We start from the raw sequence: 19,946 nt of genomic DNA, 5'->3' as shown, positions 1-19,946 counted from the left end.
TATTGTCCTAATTTAAGAAGATTTTGAATTAGGTTTTATTTACGCACACTTCCAGCTTGACAATCGCGTAACCAAGTATTAACCCCTTGGGCAACAGTGCCATTACTACTATCGCGTGGTGGGGATAACGGCTGCTCTTTTGAATATGAACCACTCTGAGAAAACATCATCACTAAACGCCAACCAGTTGTAGTTCTAGTCAACAAGAGCCAGTGGAACTCCTGCAATTCGATCGCTTTTTTTCCTATATATTGCCGCTCCAAGGTAGTAAAGAAAACTTGATCAACTCCTGATGCAAAGCTTTTAAACGTATCTGCACTATATTCTTCAAGGTTAAGAGGCAAAGGAGTAAACTCAGGTCTTCCTGCCACTAACATATAACTGAAAATATCACTTTTTCTGCTGAGGCGACGGGCGCGTTGACTAGCGCGATTAGTATAACTAGGTAAATCTTGGAGTAGCTGTATAGTTAATGTTTCTAAATTTTGATCGGAACAGAAAGATTTCGCCCCGTCGTTGATATTTTCCCTTTCTGCTAAAAGAGAGGGTTTAGGGGTAAGGTTTATGGAGAACGCTGGATAAGTAAAGCTATTTGAGACTAAAACCCAAAAGCCACAAGCTAAAAGCCAACTATAATTTTTCTTGAGCGAAGAGACAAAATTTTTCTCTCTTACACCCTGCACTCTATCCCCCAGTTTCTCACTGACTCTTAGCTTCATGCCACTGTGGTTAACTCCTCAGAGATTCTCTTCCAGGCTAATTCCGGCTCGGTAGCAGTAGTGATGGGACGGCCAATTACGAGATAATCTGCACCAGCAATAATTGCTTGGGCTGGAGTAAGCGATCGCTTTTGATCGCCAATATCAGCCCAATTTGGTCTAACGCCGGGACAAACTAGCAAAAAGTCATCTCCACAAGTTTGTCGTAACTGTGCCGCCTCTTGGGGCGAACAAACTGCCCCATCTAATCCCGCCTCTTGAGCCAGCAATGCCATTTCTAGGGCGTATTCTGGTAACTCTAGGGGAATCTTTAAATCAAACGCCAACTGTCTAGCAGAAATGCTCGTTAACAAGGTAATAGCAATTAACTTAGGCGGTTTTACACCCGCTTGGGCAGCCCCTTCTTGTGCCGCTTCTGTTGCAGCTTTCAAGGCTTCATTACCAGATGTAGCATGAATTGTCAACAAATCTACCCCGTAACGAGCCGCACTACGACAAGCGCCAGCAACTGTGTTAGGGATATCGTGAAACTTTAAATCTAGGAAGATGCGCTTTTCCTTAGATTTCAGCACTTGCAGAATTTTTGGGCCAGTGCTAGTAAACAACTCTAAGCCGACTTTCCACCAAACCACTTGGGGGAGTTGATCTATAAGAGCGATCGCACTTTCTTCATCCGGCACATCCAAAGGCACTATAATTCGTCGTTCAGCCTGTTCCCCATTCCCCATTCTCTACTCCCCACTCCCAATTTAAGGTACTAAACGCACAAACTTATTTTTCCCAACTTGTAAAACCTTACCTTGCAACTGGGCAGAATCGGCAAAAGTAGTATCAACATCGGTAATGCGATCGCCATCTAAGCGCACTCCACCTTCTTGAATTTTCCGTTTACCTTCCCCTGTACTTTTGCATAAGCCAGTGACATTGAGAATATACGCTAATTTAGCGGGAAACTGCGATACCTCAGCGAGAGAAAATTCGGGAACTGCACCTTCCTTTCCGCCGCTTTGGGCTGCTTCTTTCGCTTCTTGGGCGGCGGTTTCGCCGTGGTACTGCTTGACAACTTCATAAGCTAAAAGTGTTTGGCGATCGCGCGGATTTTCTGGCAGATTATCCAAAGGTAAATCTGTCAGCAGTTCAAAATACTGTTCCAGCAGATTATCGGGAACCCCTTGTAACTTCTGATATTTTTGTCCCGGATGTTCTGACAACCCAATATAATTACCTAAAGACTTAGACATTTTTTGCACCCCATCTGTACCAATCAAAATTGGCAGCAGCATCCCAAACTGGGGTTTTTGACCAAAATGGCGTTGCAAATCTCTGCCCACAGCGATGTTAAATTTCTGATCGGTTCCTCCTAATTCCACATCTGCTTCAACAGCAACGGAATCAAAACCTTGCATTAACGGGTATAGGAACTCATGGATAAAAATCGGATTCTCTTTCTTATAGCGATCGGCAAATCCTTCCTTAGCCAACATCTGCCCCACCGTCATCGTCGAGAGTAACTCCAAAATTTTCTCTAAGTTAAGCCCAGAAAGCCATTCGGAGTTATAACGCACCTCTAACCTTCCTGGTGTGTCAAAATCCAAGATAGGACGTACTTGGTCAAGATAAGTCTGGGCATTTTGGGCGACATCTGCTTCAGTAAGCTGACGACGCACCTCAGATTTTCCAGTCGGATCGCCAATACGTGCTGTAAAATCGCCAATAATTAGAACTGCTATATGGCCTGCATCTTGAAACCCTCGCAGTTTCCGTACTGGTATGCTATGACCTAGATGAATATCAGTACCAGTAGGGTCAATCCCCAACTTGATCCTCAAAGGTTTGTTTGTAGTTGCCAAACGCTTTTCTAGACTTTCACTGTTAACATCAACTGGTTGTGGAAAAACTTCTACAACACCACGACGCAGCCAAGCAAAATCTTGCGTCATACTAGAAAATCCACTGTTAGCTATATTTTGCACGCTAGAAGTTAAGTTGGTTATATTCACTGGCAATTTATCCACTTTCTCATCTGCCAAACTACTATAATTGCAAAAAATTAACCGCCTTGCTTCGTCCAATCAATTACAGTTAAATTTATAAGTGAGGAAGTGAAATCGCCGTGTCGTCTTCTAGGACTTTTGAAGATAAACAGCCACAACGTCGGGCTTCATCAGGTTTTGAGTTTTTAAAAGGAGTTGGTCAGGTAACTGGCGGTACTCTGCTCTCAATTACCATGTTGGCAAGTTCCATTGTAGCCGGAGGACTGGTCGGTTTAGCCATCAGTTTCCGTAATTTGCCAGATGTAAGACAGCTACGTAACTTCTTTCCCTCAGAAACAACTTACATCTATGACGTTAAGGGTAAACTTTTAACGAGTATCCACGGGGAAGCCAACCGGGAAGTCGTACCCCTGGATAGAATTTCCCCGAATTTAAAACGGGCGGTATTAGCAAGTGAAGATAGTCACTTTTACGATCACCACGGTATTAACCCTACTGGTGTTGGCAGGGCTATAGTAGTTAATGCTGTAGCAGGTGGAGTCAAAGAGGGTGGCTCTACTGTTACTATGCAGTTGGTAAAAAACCTGTTTTTATCTCAAAAGCGTGCCTTTACCCGCAAGTTAGCGGAGGCAGTACTGGCAATCAGGTTAGAGCAAATTCTTACCAAAGACCAAATTTTAGAAATGTACCTCAATCAAGTTTATTGGGGTCATAACAATTATGGTGTACAAACGGCAGCCCGCAGTTACTTTAATAAGTCATCAGAATATTTAACCTTGGGCGAGTCAGCAATGATGGCGGGTTTGATCCAAGCACCAGAAGAATTCAGCCCCTTTGTGAGCATGAAGCTAGCAAAACAGAAACAAAAAGAAGTGCTGGGGCGGATGCTGGAATTAAACTGGATCAACCAGTCAGACTATGACGATGCCCTGAAGCAGGAAATCAAACTTGGTAAAATCAAATCCTTTCAAGGTAGTGCCCTACCTTATGTAACCAACACCGTAGCCCAGGAATTGGCTAAAAAGTTTGGGCGTGACACACTACTCAAAGGTGGGATGAGGGTGCAAACTACAGTTGATGCCAAGTTCCAAATAATGGCAGAGGAAACTGTCACTAAGTGGCATAAAACACTTTTAGATCAGGGATTATCTAAGAACCAAATGGCGCTGGTGTCAATTGATCCACGCACACATTTTATCAAAGCATTGGTGGGCGGTATAGATCCTAAGACCAGTGAATTCAATCGGGCAACTCAAGCTCAACGCCAGCCCGGATCTTCTTTTAAACCCTTTGTATATTATACTGCTTTTGCTACTGGTAAATATACGCCAGACTCAAGTGTGGAAGATTCTCCAGTCAGCTATCGAGATGGTAACGGTTGGTACTCACCCAGAAATTACGATAACAGTTTTAGGGGATCGATGCCAATTAGAACAGCTTTAGCCCAGTCACGTAACATTCCCGTAATCAAGATTGGTAAGGCTGTGGGGATGAATAGAGTGATCGAAACTTGTCGTACCTTGGGTATTATGAGTCCGATGGAACCTGTTACTTCGTTGCCTTTGGGTGCAATTGGTGTTACACCTCTGGAAATGGCTAGTGCTTATGCCACCTTTGCTAATTATGGCTGGCAGTCACCACCAACTGTAATTGCCCGTGTCACTGATAGTAGTGGTAACGTGTTGCTAGATAACACTCCCAAGCCTCAGCTAGTTCTCGATCCTTGGGCATCAGCAGCAATTCTTGATGTGATGCGATCGGTAATTTCTGAAGGTACTGGTAAAGGTGCTGCGATCGGTCGTCCAGCCGCCGGTAAAACGGGAACAACATCATCAGAAAAAGATATTTGGTTTGTTGGCACTGTGCCACAGTTAACAACTGCGGTTTGGGTAGGGAGAGACGACAACAGACAATTAGCTGACCATGCAACAGGTGGTGTTATGGTCGCTCCCATCTGGAAAGATTTTATGGAGAAGGCACTTAAGAACACACCAGTAGAAAACTTCAAGCCACCTTCCCAGTTTTCTCGCCCTAAGTCACAATAATTTTAGATTTTAGATTTTGGATTAGCAATTAAGTAAGAGCGGCGTAAATAATTAAAGGTTTGTAGTGAGGACTTTAGTCCTCAAATGAGGGCTAAAGCCCTCACTACAAACTAAATCTCAAGAGTTTTACATTACTTAATCTAGTTTGATTTATTCTCACCTACTTACTTAATCCAAAATCCAAAATTCAAAATTTACTAAGCCTGTTTTTCTAGCTCGGTTTTCATCCGCTCTAAAGTAAGGTTCATTTGGTCAAACATTTGTTGTGGTGTGACACCGAATTGACCTAATTGCGTTTTGAGTTGTTCTACGGTCATTTGTGCCATGAAATCTTCTGATAGCTCGAAACGCTTCATAAAGATGCGATACCGATCCATCATGGCTTCCATTTGCTCAATAAACAGCTTCTTGCCATCACGGTCAAATTTGCCGTAGTTGTTACCAAGCTTAATTAGCGCTTGATAATCTTCAAATAGCTGTTTTGCTTCTTGCTGAATTATCTCAGAATCGAAGAATCCCATATTGCTTATATTAAACTGAGCGCCCAGACTCAGTAGCTTAATAGTTTTACTTCTACTTATTATTTTAGTCTAGGTGGGTAATCTAGTGACAAAGCTTCGGTTTTAGTACGGTTTGTTACCGAAATTTCAACACTTGACTTGAGAACTTTTTTTCTGTGTAAACCGGCTTAATAAAGCCGCAATACTCATAGCTTTAGCCATTGATTTAGGATTGGTGTTTTCGCCCAGTTTAATTTTCAGTTCGGAAGCGTGTTTCAAGGCTAGTGAATTTTGCGGGTTAAGTTTTAATGCTTGACAGATATAAATCCTAGCCATCCCGATAAATTTCTGTTTGAGATGTACTAAACCTAATAAGGCATAATAGTCGCTGTTATTTGGCTCTAACTTGATGGCATCGCGCAGTTCTTGCACTGCTAAGGGCCATTTTTCCAGCCTGACGTACTCAATAGCTCGCTGGTAATGACGTTGAGCGTAGTTTGTTAAAACTGGTTTGACTTCAGTTAATGTCAATTCAACTGGCTTTTTTTCTACTTCAGGGATGATGGTAACAGCTTTTTGCGGCAGGAATAGGTCTGGTTTATGCAGCCGTAAGTATACTAAATTTAGTATAGTAATTTGTTGCGTCACCTGATAAAACTGATCTAGTGATTTGTATTGAGCTTCTGCATAACAAGCGATCGCTTCTTCGTAAAACAATTCTGCTTCCGGTGTAGGCATTTCCATCATTTCCTGAGCTATGGCACTTTGAGAAGACAAAGGCTTCTGCTCCAAAACCCTTGCATCCGATCGCAGCATAGCGATCGCAATTAAGCGCTTCTGTCGATTTTTAAGTTTTGCGTAAGCTGGATTGATTAAATAGCTAAATATTGCCGTTGCTAATTTTTGGTCTGAATTACAGTTTTTGGCATGGCGATCGGGATGTAGGAGTTTCGCTAAAGTGTGATAGCGTTTGAAAATCTGGCGATCGTCAGCAATCACAGAAATTCCTAGCACAGCGTAAGGATCGCAAAGCTTTTCAACCCATCCCGGCGGTAGTAAGGTCTGTGACATAGTAGTAATAAAGCTGTTAAAAACTTAAAATTAGCATCAAAGCTCAATGCACAGTCATGTGAAACTTACTCAAATTTATTTAAATACTAAGGGATTTCTAAGGAATATATTCCAGAAAACGAACCACAGAGGTGCAGAGGACACGGAGAAATCAAGAAGAGAGAGGATTTTGGGATGAGATTTTTGGCTGTTTTTTAATTTGGAAGTCCCTAAATAGTGGCATTTACCACCAAAAAGTCCAAAGGGGAAGACAGGAATTGTGGTATTGATAGATTTATTAGAAATATGTTGACTAAGCACAAAAGTCGAAGTATTGCTGCTGTTTTAGCTTTTTCTGGCACGCTGACAATTCCAGGATTGCATAAATTCTATTTGGGACAGCCGTTGTGGGGTATTTTGTATGTGCTGCTTTCGTGGACACCCATTCCCAAGGTAGCTAGTGCTATTGAGGGAGTTTGGTATTTAGCCCAAGACGAAGAAGCTTTCGATCGTAATTTTAATCTTGGCAAGTCAGCGACAAGAAACTCACAAAAGGTAAGTAATCAGGTAGGGGCGATGGCTGAGGGAATGCGACAATTGGATGCTCTGCGACAGGATGGACTTATTTCAGAGTATGAGTTTGAGCAAAAGCGCCGCCAATTGCTAGACCAGATTTCTTGAGGTAAGCGACAACATGAATAACTGGCTACCTTTGAATCCCAGGCTGCAAAAACTCCGCGCCAAGCTTCTCAACGATCCCTACTACCGTTTACAATCTGGCGAAGAAATTCAGATAGCGGCCAAATTAGGTATTCGCATTGATGCTAATCAAGCCACTGTGGATGATTGGTTACGTTTACCTGGTTTGTCAATTCACCAAGCGCGATCGCTTGTAGAACTTTCGCATTCTGGTGTTAAATTTTATTGTATTGAAGATATTGCTGCGGCTTTGGCTATACCAGCGCCGCGCCTGGAACCATTAAAGCCTCTGCTAAATTTTATTTACTACGATCGCGAATCTCTAGACAATCCCACCCATTTAGTCAATCCGAATACCGCAACAGTCGAAAAGTTAGCCCAAATTCCATTTATAGATTTGTCTTTAGCAGAAGCAGTAGTTCAAAATCGGCAATTAGTAGGGCCTTACCGTAACCTAGCTGATTTTCAACGACGGCTAGAGCTAAGTGGTGATGCGATCGCCCAACTGATGTATTATTTAAAGTTTTAAGTTATGGCGGTTCTCGGTTGAGTGAGATACACCCGTAGGGGCACGGCAGTGCCGTGCCCTTGCACTTTGCATCTAAATGGGAACCGCTATAGAAGTTTTAAAATAACTCCTAACTCTGCTAATTTTAGATTTTGAGTCGCATTTTTGGTGCGCTGACAGCGCAACTTGGATTGAAGGAAAAATCTAAAATCCAAAATCCAAAATTAATTAAATAAACCCAATGCGATCGAGTGGCCAAAAACGAAATGTTGCCCGACCGATAACATTTTTTCTAGGTAAAAAGCCCCAATAGCGAGAGTCATTACTATCATTGCGGTTATCTCCCATGACAAAAAATTCGTCTTCTGGGACTTTCACTGGTTGATATGGCTGATTTGGTGGTTCAGCGATGTAATCTTCTGCCAATGGTTGACCGTTGAGATAGACTTTGCCAGAATCAACACTAATTACCTCACCAGGTTGACCAATAACCCGCTTGATAAAAGCTTGGTCTTTGGGATATCCTCGACGTTGTAGTTCTGCGGGTGGCTGAAAAACAATAATATCCCTAGTTATGGGAGGGTGAAAATGGTAGGATACTTTTTCAACTACCAAGCGATCGCCAGTATGCAAGGTTGGCAGCATCGAATCAGAAGGGATATAGCGGGGTTCGGCAATAAAAGTCCTGATCATAAGTGCTAAAAATAATGCGATCGCAACTAAAATCAGATTTTCTTGCCAACTACGCCATACTTTTAACGACGCATGTTCTTCTTTTACATCACTTTCGTGAGGAATCATAAAAATTTGTAGCCAGTTTCAGAAGTGGGACAAATACCTTGATTATTTTGACTCAAAAGGTAAGTAGAGCGCCGTAAATAATTAAAGGTTTGTAGTGAGTGCTTCAGCCCTAATTTGAGAGATCAAGCCCTCTCTACGAGACGCTACGCGAACACTAGAAGCTAATTCAAATTTAATTTACATTACTTAATATACCTTGATTTTTTCTCGCCTACTTACTTATACTTGTAAACAATTTAGGTCTTGCATCAACCCATACAGATATTAAATAATACCGTTATTACGTCTAGTTTTATTATCGATCATTGAGCAGATTTGATATCGGCTGAAGTAAAATATATTTTGATATGTATTGTTAAGTGATATTACATAAAATTCATTGCTATTTAAATGTACTTTTAAATACAAAATCTTAGCTTTATCAAGGTATATAGTAAAAAAATACATTTTGCACTTACGTGTAGAATTTAATAGTTCAATAGCATAAATGCCACATAGGACTCAATATTGATTTAAAAAACTTGCCTATATGTATTCGATTTTTTACGTAATTACACGGTGACACTACATGTTAGATTGTACTATTAATAAGATATAAATCTCCTAGATTATCGAGAACAAGATTAACAGACAAAAGTCACTAGCAATTTAGGCTAAAAGTATCAGCATTAAAAATAGGACGAAACTGCCGATAAAATTATTTTTGCTAAATGAGTCAAAGGTATCTAGATTAACGCATAAGTGCCCCTTGGCAATGAGAAACTATATTTAATCAATTTTCGTCTGGTCTATTTCATAGAAAGTGCAAGGTAATATTCTGTGAGTCGAAAACTTAACTTTTTCTTAAAAAGGAAGTAATGGCAGCAGGCAGTAGAATATATCTTATCAAGAATAAAACTAATAGTTTTCTATACTCTTTTTTGAAAGATACCCTTTCCCTTGTAAGTAGTTTTGGATGTTAATCAAATAATTCACAAAGTTGTATAACTTACAATTTTGCTGTCAGAAGGTCTGAAGATAAAAATTTCAGCTTGCGAAAACTCCAAATTCTAGGCGCAACAGTCTAGCTCATCTTATTTATAAAGCTATAAAACTTGAAAGGATCGTGTTGCCTTAGCTGTGAAATGAAAGACAGAAACTAATTCAGAATTCCTATTTAAGAGGATATTGGGGTGTGGCTAATTATCTAAATTTTGCTCCTTCTTAGAGCTAGCGTTAAGAATTTGGAAGTACAGACTTTGCCTTTGATGAATGGGTTGATATTAAACATTACTAAGTATTGTGTAAGCACTCATCCAAATCTAAAGTATGTAGATTCAGTTAAAGCACTATAGTCTATCTTCTTAATGGTAAATCTTCGTTAGCCCCAATTCCAATTTTCAGGATTACCAGAAAGTAACTGGTATCTAAGATATCTAAAAAATGTGCTATGACGTACCGTCATAACTGTAGTTGATGGTTCGATATTTGAAGGAGCTATGAGGTGGAAAACAATAAGTCGTTTCTGTGGCCAGAAGGAATATTAATTGCACTGCTTGCTTTAGGTGGTGTTTTTAGCCTTGCTTTTATGATGCTTCTAAGACCAAATGCTTCGGAAGCTCAGATTAGACAAAATATAGATATCAAGGATGTAGTTGCAAACGTAGGAACTCAGCAGCGCATTGAGAAATTAAAAGCAGCAATGCTTGCAAGTTGGCAACAAGAAGCACAAACAAAAGGACTATCTTACGCTCTACCGTCACGTTTTCAAGGGGCAATAATCGAAGAGGCAAAACTCACTCAGGGTCAAAAAGTGATTGCTTTAACCTTTGATGATGGCCCTTGGCCTGAGACTACAGAACAAGTATTAGATATTCTGAAATCAAATAATATCAAAGGAACATTTTTTGTTGTCGGGCAAAACCTAAAAAATTTTCCAGAGATAGGAAAGAAAATTGTAACTGAAGGTCACGTCATTGCTAACCATACTTGGCATCACTGGTATCACTTCTTTAATCAACAAGCGGCAGCTTATGAAATTGACCGCACAACAGACCTAATTTATCAAATTACAGGTGCTAAAACAAATCTGTTCCGACCGCCTGGTGGTATGTTGCACAACGGATTATCTGCTTATGCGAAAGGACAGAAGTATGCTGTAATCATGTGGTCGGCTGACTCTACAGACTACAAATTACCACCTGTACCAAAGTTAATCGATAACGTAATTAAAGATTCAAAACCTGGTGGGATTGTGCTGATGCATGATGGTGGTGGCAACCGTTCTAGAACTGTACAAGCTTTACCAGAAATTATTAGCAATTTTAGAAAACAAGGCTATCGCTTTGTGACTATTCCAGAACTTTTAGAAATGGAAGATGCAGACCAAAAGTTGGTTGCTAAGAAAAAGCAATAATTATTAATTATGGTTAATTTGTCAATAGTAATTGGCTAAAAACTAAAATTCATCGTCATGAATAATTTAGATTATGTGGGAGCCAGACGATCTAAGATTATCAATACTTTTCCCAATATTTTTTGGATCACCTTTTCCTGAACCACCAAGCAATCGAGAGTCATTAATACTTCTCGCAATAATATTTGGGCTAACTTTTTTTGGAGGAGCATTTGCTGGAATAGCTACTCTACTTATCACAAGGAAAACCAATTTTTTCATTAAAATATTTAGACTATTAATTGGTGCTATCGGAGGGTATGAAGGTCTATTAATCGGGTTTATTATTCTTAATAAAGATTCATTTAAAAATCCAAATAAAATACTTAAACTAATTATTGATTTTCATTATGCAATGCTTAAAGTAATTATTAATTTTCCTCAAATTGATTTGAGATTATTAATTCTGGGTATGTTAGGGGCAATAGGTGCAAGTATAGCTATATTTATGATGAGAAAGGTATTTCGCTGGCCTTCATAAATTTCTAAACTATAAATATAGCCTTTTTCTATCTCTAATTTAAAACAATAGACATTTCCAGAAATTAATTATGAGTTGCGGTAAATCCTTAGTAGGCACAATTCATGAATTGTGCCTACGTCCTTTTCACTCCGATTCTAATGACTAGTCACTAAACTGAACTCAGTTGTTTTTTTTTCAGGATTAGCTTCTGGACTATCAGCTTCAGAAGGTGGAACCAACTGCCAGAATTTCGGTAAAAATTCTTGCCAGTTTTGCAGAATTTTCTTCGCCTTTGGTGAACCAGTGCGTTCTGCATGAGTTTGGATTAACTCTTGCAGTTGCTTTGCACCTGCTTCTGTAATCACCCGTTGGATTGTAACTATTTCCGGGTTGACTAACTCATCAAATGAGACATTTTCATCCAAGAAGTATGCCAGTCCACCAGTCATGCCAGCTGCTACGTTACGTCCTACTTTGCCGAGGACGACAATCACACCACCAGTCATGTATTCACAGCAGTGATCCCCAGCACCTTCAATCACTGCTATGCCTTTGGAGTTTCTCACAGCAAATCGCTCTCCGGCTAGTCCATTGGCAAATAACATTCCACCCGTCGCACCATAGAGGCAGGTGTTGCCAACTATGACGTTTTGTGATGCGTTATAGGTAGCATCAGTAGGAGGTTTGATGATGATTTCACCACCATGCATCCCTTTCCCTACGTAGTCGTTTGCTTCTCCTTCCAGAGTCAGAATTATGCCGGGAAGGTTGAATGCACCAAAGCTTTGCCCTACGCTACCTGTGAAGTTGAGATTAATTTGCCCTTCAAAGTCACTGTCACCGTATTGAGAAGCGATCGCACCTGCTAATCTTGTACCCACTGTTCTGTCAGTATTGACAATAGGATAATTCTTGGTGACAGTGGATTGGTTGCGAATGGCAGCCTGAATATCGGGATCGGCAAGGAACTTATCATCCAAAACCACGCCGTTGCTATGGACTTCTTCATGCACTAACCAGCTACGATTGTCTCTGGTATCTGGCAGATTAAGTAAGCAGTCTAGGTTTAGCGATCGCGTTTTGCTAAGTTTTGCCTCCTCGCGCAGTTTCAACAAATCTGCACGTCCAATGATTTCTGACAAAGAACGGTAGCCAAGTCGTGCTAACAAACTCCGCACTTCTTCGGCGATGAAGTAGAAGAAGTTAACAACCTTTTCTGGTATTCCGGTAAACCGTTTGCGGAGTTCTTCTTGCTGAGTGGCAACACCTACAGGGCAGGTATTCTTATGGCAAACTCGCGCCATGATACAGCCTTCAGCAATCATGGCGATGGAACCGAAACCGAATTCTTCAGCACCCATCAATGCACCTATTACCACATCCCAGCCACTCTTTAGTCCGCCATCTACACGTAAAATCACGCGATCGCGCAAACTATTTTCCATCAAAACCCGATGCACTTCGCTTAAACCTAATTCCCACGGTGAACCAGCATGTTTAATCGAACTAAGCGGAGATGCACCTGTACCACCATCATGTCCAGAAATCTGGATAATATCAGCGTTTGCCTTAGCCACACCAGCCGCGATCGTGCCAATGCCAACTTCTGAAACTAGCTTCACCGACACCTTTGCCTTGGGATTAATTTGGTGCAGATCGAAAATCAGTTGTGCTAGGTCTTCAATTGAATAGATATCGTGGTGCGGTGGTGGCGAAATCAGTGTCACACCTGGCTTCGAGCGCCTTAACATTGCAATGTATTGGCTCACCTTTGGCCCTGGTAGCTGTCCACCTTCCCCAGGTTTAGCACCTTGGGCAATTTTGATTTCAATTTGTTGGGCGTTGACTAGGTACGCTGGCGTGACACCAAAGCGTCCCGATGCAACTTGCTTAATGGCACTATAGGCTTTATCCCCATTCCGCAATCCTTTTAGATGGGGCAGGGTTGGCGAATGGCCGGACTCGTCTACATCATCTAGAACTTTATAGCGCACTGGATCTTCGCCGCCTTCCCCAGAGTTAGATTTACCGCCGATGCGATTCATGGCGATCGCTAAAGTTTCATGGGCTTCTCTTGACAAAGCGCCTAAAGACATGCCTCCAGTGCAGAAACGTTTGACAATTTCAGCTACCGACTCTACTTCTTCTAGAGAAATTGGGGTGCGTTCGCCTTGGAAATCTAGCAAGTCTCGCAAAGCTGTTACTGGTCTGCCTTGGAGGTGCTTTTTGTAAACTTCGTAGTGGTCGTAGTTTTTGCCATCTAGAGCTTTATGCAGCGCCTTAACCATTTCGGGGCTATTCATGTGGTACTCGCCGCCAGGACGGTACTGTACAAAGCCCAGGTTTTCTAACTTCTTAGTCGTCAGTTCTGGGAAAGCCTTGACGTGGAAAGAAAGTACTTCATCAGCAAGTTCGCTAACACTCAAACCACCGATGCGGGAAGTCGTACCACGGAATCCTAGTTCAATTAAATCTCCACCAATGCCAATTGCTTCAAATATTTGGGCTGCTTGATAGCTGGAAAGTAGAGAAATTCCCATTTTGGAGAGAATTTTCAGCAAGCCTGACTCTACTGCTTTGCGATAGTTATCTAAAGCTTGTTTTACGTTGAGGGTTGGAAGTTTTTTCACCTCCATTAACCTTTGGGTTTTGGGATCAACGCACCAATCACGCACCGTATCTAAAGCCATATACGGGCAAACTGCGCCAGCCCCGTAGCCAATTAAACAAGCAAAGTGATGAGTACTCCAGCATTGGGCAGTATTGACAATTAGGGATGTTTTCATCCGCAACCCTTCCCGAATCAGGTGATGATGTACAGCACCCACCGCTAATAAGGGAGGAATGTAGGTATTTTCTGGGCTAATACCGTCATTTACCCTATCGCTTAAGATTAAAATCCTTGCACCCGCCCGGACTGATTCAGCTGCTTGTGCTTGTAAAGCCTGGACTGCGGCTTTCAATCCTTCTCGACCGGTGGCGATCGCAAATAGGGTTGACAACTCGGCTGTGGCAAATCCTGACAGCTTAATCGCCTCTAATTCACCATCTGTTAACACTGGCGATTCGAGTTTCAATCTCCGAGCATATTCTGGCTTAGGTTCTAATAAGTTACCCCGTTCCCCTAGTTCGACTTTCAAAGACATCACTAGCTTTTCCCGCAGGGGATCAATCGCCGGGTTTGTCACCTGAGCAAAGCGCTGTTTGAAATAGTCATAAAGCAGGTGGGGTTTTGTTGACAGCACCGCTAACGGAATATCATCCCCCATGCAGAAAGTCGGCTCTGAACCGGCTTTTGCCATTTCATGAATCACCATTTCTACATCTTCTGTGGTGTAGCCAAAGGCGGTTTGCAGTTGAAGCAAGGTTTGCTTGTCAATTGTTACTTGTGCTTGGTCATTTGTCATTTGTCCATTGCCATTTGCTGATGACGCATGATCAATGACTAATGACTTTAATTCTTGACGATACTGTTGCAGCCATTCTCCATAAGGGTGCTGCTTGGCAATGCGCTGCTTAATCTCCCAATTCTTTAGCACTTCATGGTTGACTAAATCCACGGCAATCATTTGCCCTGGGCCAAGTCTACCTTTTTCGACAATATCAGCTTCTGGAAAGTTCACTACACCAGCTTCGGAAGCAACAACAATGTAGTTATCTTTGGTGATTACATAACGGGCTGGTCTTAAACCATTACGATCTAGTGTTGCACCAACTTTTTTGCCATCACTGAATACTAAAAGGGCTGGCCCGTCCCATGCTTCTTGCAAACCACTGTAATATTCGTAGAAATCAACAATTTCTGGAGAGTTATTTAAAGAAGGTTGATTTTGGTAAGCTTCTGGAACCATAATCATTAAAGCTTCCAAGGGGGTGCGTCCAGAACACACCAGTAATTCCAGTACGTTATCTAGCGTTGCGGAGTCGCTGTTATCAATATGAACTAATGGTTTCAGTTCGTTGATGCGAGTCTCCTGCAAAGAGGCTGCGCCGTTTTCATGCGTGGAGGGCTGTACGCTCCATACAGGATGATTCAGGCTAGCTTCTCGTGCCATCATCCAGTTGATGTTACCCAATAAGGTATTTATTTCGCCATTGTGACCCAAAAGCCGCATTGGTTGAGCTAGGGGCCACTTGGGCATTGTGTTGGTACTAAAGCGGCGATGATACACAGCGAAGGCGCTTTTGTAAACCGGATTTTTTAAATCTTGATAAAATTCTCCCAATACGGCAGAACGCACCATGCCTTTATAAACAATTGTCCGGCTTGACAAAGAGCAGATATAAAATTCTTCTGAGATATTGGTTGCAACTTTACTAATTCGGCGGCGGGTAATATACAACTGTCGTTCTAATTCATCGCCACTTTTGTCAACAGAAGCTAACAAAACTTGTTCAATCTGGGGTTGATTTTCTCTTGCTTGTACACCCAGTAAATCAGATTGTACTGGCACTACTCGCCAGCCCACTACAATCAATTTTTCTTCGGTTGCTACTTGCTCAACAGCCATCCTAGCTTTTTGTGCTGCTTCCTGGTCTTGTGGTAGAAATATCATCCCCACAGCTATATTATTAATGGATGGAAATTCCTTCCCCCTTTCGGCAAAGTCTTGTTGGAACAAATCCCAAGGGATAGCTGTCAAAACTCCAGCACCATCACCAGAGTCTCGATCGGCGCTACAACCTCCCCGATGTTCTAAGCAGGTTAAAGCAGCTAAGGCTTTTTCAACAATTTCGTGGCTGGTATGATTCTCACGATGAGCAATAAAACCCACACCACAGGCATCTCGTTCTTCTACTAACCACTTTTGCCCTTGATAGGTATCTCTTGAGTTTATATTCGCTGTGATTTTCTGGTCTTGATTCATCGGTTGATTATTCATACCCTGTTCCTGAAGTATTGAGTTACCAATTTTGCCACTACTTACGGAAAAAATTTATAAATTCCGCGATGGAGAAATATATAAGCACCGAAATTTAGGGAAAAAAAATTTTAACTTCGGTTTTACTTTCTTAGTTCCCCCGTGTTAAAATAGCTGCGTATTTTTTATGTATTTATGCGGTGTTAGACAATTTACCTCCGCCAAGACATGATTTTTGCCCTGACAGTTTCTTTTTTATATTGTGAAGCTAAGTATTTTCCCAATTCCCTTTTTCCAGATGCACGGTAGCTTCTCACAGAGACTATTTCGGCTCACCTAAAACAAAACTAAAATTGAAAGCTGTCCTTATGTTTTAAAGCCGAACTCATCCCGATCCGGCAATAAAATCAGCGTATTACAATATATACCCATTTGACAATTCCCAAATATTTTTGTTGTTGTCTGGAGTTTTTCTGCTTAGGGACTTCCAAATAAAAAAATATCCCAAATTTTCTTGTGGGATGGGCATCTTGCCCGTACCCAATGTTAGGACGGGCAAGATGCCCATCCCACAAATGGATAATTTATTTCTTGGAAAGCCCTTACCAGTTGACACATGTATTACTATTAACTAGACCTCACTGAAATACAACATTCAGTCAGGATCGAACATCTTAATCTAGTTTAATAACCAATACTACCGTGTATAGTCTGGTTAGAATTAGTGCCAGTTAAAACACTTGCTTGCAGTGGCTTTAGTATCTAAATTTGTTTATTTATAAAAGACAAAAGTAGGCAATGTATAGACTAACATAGTTTTTAAGAAATAAAGTCATGTAATCTTTATATTTCCAAATAATTAGTTAATTAGTTTATACCTTGGGGTGATAGTTTTCAAAAGTAACTAGTAAATTATGGTAAAAATGCCGAGTTGTTGCCAATTAGGGATTAGCGATCGCTGCGCTCGCCGCAGGCATCGCAGATTTTTTCGGGCTACTGTCTCACCAATACTTTTAACAGTACTGTGCTTAACGAGTACCTGTGCTACCAACGCCCAGGAGTTACTGAAAAATACCAAACAACAAATACTGATTTCCCAGTCACCTGTATCACCTTTAACAGGGGTGGCATCCTCTGGTAATCAAATTTCCCTTAATGGTCGTACTTTACCAGGAACTTGGTTGCAGCAACCTGGAAAATCTGGTCAAGTGACAACTCATCTCAGCGATGGGGTATTCAGACAATTAATCGGAGTAAATTTCTTAAACACTAGTAATTCAGCGAAGCAACCAATACAGTGGTTTTCATCGGTGACAAAGCCACTGGTTTTATCCACCAGACTACTAGGAGCATATCGCTACCTTGATATTAGCAATTTTGCTCAAACATCTGGATGGGAAATCCGAACCAATGGCAACACCTTGGTGATTGCTACCCCAAAAACGCAAGTCACAAATATTGTTCAGAGTCAGCAACTTTCAGACGCGAGTATTAATTCTTTACAACAGGCTCGGATTTTTGTGGATTTAGATCGTCCAACTCCTTGGCAAGTCGCACAAGGATCAGCGATCGCAAAACCACAAACTCCATCTTCCGATCCAGACACGCCAACCCTCAAACCCACTACACCGCCAAATCGAGAGTGGACAATTACCCTAGATGGAATAGCCGATCCCATTTTAATAGAACGCTATACCCCCCAGCCACCAGTCGCACCACCAACATTATTACCAAACCTACTCAAGCAATTATTACCAGCTACACCAACACAACCAATACCAGCAGCACCAGTTCCTGAACCACTTATTCAAAAAGTAGAGGTGGTGAAAAACCAAACAGTTATTAGTTTGAGCGTTCCCTTTGGTTTATCGCCTCAAGTTAGCACTCTAGCTAACCCCAATCGCCTCATTATCGATATTCGACCCGATCCTTTAGAAGAACGAGATATTACTTGGGCCCCAGGATTACGCTGGCGACAAAATTATGTCAAATTAGGCACTCAACGCTTTCCAGTAGTCTGGTTAGAAGTAAATCCCCGCAAATTTGGGCTAACGTTGAAACCTATGTGGGCTAGTCCTGATGGGCTTGCGGGTACTGCTCCCTTAATTCAAACAGCCCAACGTTACTTAGCAGTAGCTGGAATTAACGGTGGTTATTTTAACCGCAATAACAGATTGCCATTAGGTGCGATTCGCCGGGATAATCAGTGGTTATCAGGCCCTATTCTTAACCGAGGTGCGATCGCTTGGAATGATTCAGGCCAATTTTACTTCGGTCGTCTCACCTTAGAAGAAACTTTAATCGCGGCAAATAACCAGCGCTTACCAATTCTGTTTCTTAATAGCGGCTACGTCCAGAGTGGCATTGCCCGTTACACCCCAGCTTGGGGAGCAACTTACACACCCCTAACGGATAACGAAATTATCCTAGTGGTACAAAAAGACCAAATTACTCAACAGTTACCAGGCGGCAAAGTTGGTGGGATCGCGGTTCCCATTCCCCAGGATGGCTACCTACTAACTTTACGCGCTAACGCTGCCAACACTGCCTCACAGTTACCTATTGGAAGCACAGTAAGTATTTCCAGCAACACTACTCCCACTGATTTTAGTCGTTATCCCCACATTATCGGGGCCGGGCCGCTATTAATCCAAAATCGTCAAATTGTCCTTGATGCCAAAGCTGAAAAATTCAGCAATGCCTTTATTGCAGAAAAGGCTATTCGTAGCGGTATTTGTACAACTGCAACAGGCACACTAATGATTGCTGCTGTACATAATGGTGGCGGAGGTTACGGCCCTACATTGGCAGAACATGCCCAACTAATGCAAAAGATGGGCTGTGTAGATGCCTTAAATTTGGACGGCGGTAGTTCTACCAGCCTTTACTTAGGAGGGCAACTACTTAACCGATCGCCTAGTACCGCCGCTCGTGTTCATAATGGAATTGGGATTTTCCTGAAACCAAGATAATCAGGGAGATGAGGGAGAATTATTTAAGAAGTTTCTTTCCCAATGCCCAATGCCCAATGCCCAATGCCCAATGCCCAATGCCCAATCTTTTTTTAAAGCTCAGAACAAGCTATCATTTTGCTTGATGAAGAATTGGTGTAGATACAAGGTTTTTAGTAGTGATGATTTACACCATAACGTCTGATTTTGCTATGTTTATCAAGGTGCGACAAAATTGCTGATTTTCAACATTGCAAGATAGCGCCAGATTTTTTATCAATAGTTAAGAGTACCAACGGTTTGTTATGTCTTCAAATGAGGTAACTATGGCTAGATATCAAGAAACTACACAGACTGAGACTCTACACCTACCTTCAAGTATCACTTCCAGAGGCGTTGCTGCAACTGAGTTACGTCCTTGGGGTGCTTTTACAGTTTTAGAAGAAGGGCGCGGATACAAAATCAAGCGCATTGAAGTTAAGCCCGGACACCGCCTCAGTTTACAAATGCACCACCACCGCAGTGAACATTGGATTGTCGTCTCTGGTACAGCCAGGGTAACTTGTGGCGAGCAAGAAGTACTACTGAGCAATAATGAGTCAACTTATGTACCCCAATGTACATCTCATCGTTTAGAGAATCCTGGCGTAATTCCCTTGGTATTGATTGAAGTGCAAAATGGCGAATACTTGGGAGAGGATGACATTATTCGCTACCAAGATGACTATGCCCGTACTAAGGATTAAAACTCTAATCTAAAAACTGAATATATTGTTGTGCAAACCGTATTTGCGAACCACTGCACCCCAGAAGTCCCTACCTAGTTAAGGTGGGGACTAAATCATGTTGTGCTATAAATGTAGTAATAGCGATCGCGCTTATGAATTTGGAATTTTTGAGAAGCAAGAGTTAACCTATCT

General features: G+C 41.7%; 14 protein-coding genes. 7 read left to right on the top strand and 7 right to left on the bottom strand.

The features are described 5' to 3' along the window. Positions 1 to 35 precede the first annotated feature (35 nt). The 3 genes from V7K98_RS00765 to tyrS are packed head-to-tail and all read right to left on the bottom strand — an operon-like array spanning position 36 to position 2,659. Positions 36 to 719 carry a hypothetical protein gene (locus tag V7K98_RS00765; RefSeq protein WP_335018627.1) on the bottom strand — a complete coding sequence of 228 codons (684 nt, stop codon included), beginning with the start codon at positions 717 to 719 and terminating at the stop codon, positions 36 to 38. Further along, the gene (gene pyrF, locus V7K98_RS00760; protein ID WP_335018625.1) at positions 716 to 1,447 is read right to left on the bottom strand and encodes an orotidine-5'-phosphate decarboxylase; all 732 of its coding nucleotides are present in this window, start codon (positions 1,445 to 1,447) and stop codon (positions 716 to 718) included. The genes V7K98_RS00765 and pyrF overlap by 4 nt, the downstream gene beginning before the upstream one ends. A 21-nt stretch (positions 1,448 to 1,468) precedes the next feature. After that, the gene (gene tyrS, locus V7K98_RS00755) at positions 1,469 to 2,659 is read right to left on the bottom strand and encodes a tyrosine--tRNA ligase (RefSeq protein ID WP_335018853.1); all 1,191 of its coding nucleotides are present in this window, start codon (positions 2,657 to 2,659) and stop codon (positions 1,469 to 1,471) included. Positions 2,660 to 2,832: 173 nt separating this feature from the next. On the opposite strand from tyrS, the gene V7K98_RS00750 reads away from it, so the two are divergent. Next, positions 2,833 to 4,758 carry a transglycosylase domain-containing protein gene (locus V7K98_RS00750; RefSeq protein WP_335018623.1) on the top strand — a complete coding sequence of 642 codons (1,926 nt, stop codon included), beginning with the start codon at positions 2,833 to 2,835 and terminating at the stop codon, positions 4,756 to 4,758. Between the two features lie 197 nt (positions 4,759 to 4,955). On the opposite strand, the gene V7K98_RS00745 is transcribed toward V7K98_RS00750, so the two are convergent. Both V7K98_RS00745 and V7K98_RS00740 read right to left on the bottom strand, forming a co-directional pair. Then, on the bottom strand, positions 4,956 to 5,279 hold the full coding sequence (locus tag V7K98_RS00745) for a DUF1825 family protein (RefSeq protein ID WP_335018621.1): 324 nt from the start codon (positions 5,277 to 5,279) through the stop codon (positions 4,956 to 4,958). 126 nt (positions 5,280 to 5,405) lie between these two features. Next, entirely contained in the window at positions 5,406 to 6,329 is a 924-nt protein-coding gene (locus V7K98_RS00740; protein WP_335018619.1) for a J domain-containing protein, read from the bottom strand. Between the two features lie 285 nt (positions 6,330 to 6,614). Between V7K98_RS00740 and V7K98_RS00735 the strand changes: the two genes are divergently transcribed. Beyond that, entirely contained in the window at positions 6,615 to 6,989 is a 375-nt protein-coding gene (locus tag V7K98_RS00735; protein ID WP_335018617.1) for an NINE protein, read from the top strand. A 13-nt stretch (positions 6,990 to 7,002) separates the two neighbouring features. Then, a complete protein-coding gene (locus V7K98_RS00730; protein ID WP_335018615.1) occupies positions 7,003 to 7,536 on the top strand; it encodes a ComEA family DNA-binding protein in 534 nt (177 codons plus the stop codon). A gap of 207 nt (positions 7,537 to 7,743) precedes the next feature. Here the strand turns inward: V7K98_RS00730 and lepB are convergent, their stop codons facing one another. Further along, positions 7,744 to 8,316 carry a signal peptidase I gene (lepB, locus tag V7K98_RS00725; protein ID WP_335018613.1) on the bottom strand — a complete coding sequence of 191 codons (573 nt, stop codon included), beginning with the start codon at positions 8,314 to 8,316 and terminating at the stop codon, positions 7,744 to 7,746. A 1,483-nt stretch (positions 8,317 to 9,799) separates the two neighbouring features. On the opposite strand from lepB, the gene V7K98_RS00720 reads away from it, so the two are divergent. Both V7K98_RS00720 and V7K98_RS00715 read left to right on the top strand, forming a co-directional pair. Next, positions 9,800 to 10,711 (top strand): polysaccharide deacetylase family protein, encoded by a 912-nt coding sequence (locus V7K98_RS00720; RefSeq protein WP_335018611.1) that lies wholly within the window; start codon positions 9,800 to 9,802, stop codon positions 10,709 to 10,711. 73 nt (positions 10,712 to 10,784) lie between these two features. Next, positions 10,785 to 11,231 carry a hypothetical protein gene (locus tag V7K98_RS00715; RefSeq protein WP_335018609.1) on the top strand — a complete coding sequence of 149 codons (447 nt, stop codon included), beginning with the start codon at positions 10,785 to 10,787 and terminating at the stop codon, positions 11,229 to 11,231. Between the two features lie 137 nt (positions 11,232 to 11,368). Here V7K98_RS00715 and gltB read toward each other — a convergent pair whose 3' ends face one another. After that, positions 11,369 to 16,096 (bottom strand): glutamate synthase large subunit, encoded by a 4,728-nt coding sequence (gene gltB / locus V7K98_RS00710; RefSeq protein ID WP_335018607.1) that lies wholly within the window; start codon positions 16,094 to 16,096, stop codon positions 11,369 to 11,371. An 893-nt stretch (positions 16,097 to 16,989) separates the two neighbouring features. Here gltB and V7K98_RS00705 point away from each other — a divergent pair. Both V7K98_RS00705 and V7K98_RS00700 read left to right on the top strand, forming a co-directional pair. Beyond that, positions 16,990 to 19,047, top strand: a complete 2,058-nt coding sequence (locus tag V7K98_RS00705; protein ID WP_442940381.1) for a phosphodiester glycosidase family protein — start codon at positions 16,990 to 16,992, stop codon at positions 19,045 to 19,047. Between the two features lie 305 nt (positions 19,048 to 19,352). Next, the gene (locus V7K98_RS00700; protein WP_335018605.1) at positions 19,353 to 19,772 is read left to right on the top strand and encodes a cupin domain-containing protein; all 420 of its coding nucleotides are present in this window, start codon (positions 19,353 to 19,355) and stop codon (positions 19,770 to 19,772) included. Positions 19,773 to 19,946: the final 174 nt, after the last annotated feature.

Origin of the sequence: Nostoc sp. (genome assembly GCF_036917435.1) — a bacterium.
Classification (GTDB): Bacteria; Cyanobacteriota; Cyanobacteriia; order Cyanobacteriales; family Nostocaceae; genus Nostoc.
This window is presented reverse-complemented; position numbering and strand designations above follow the sequence as displayed.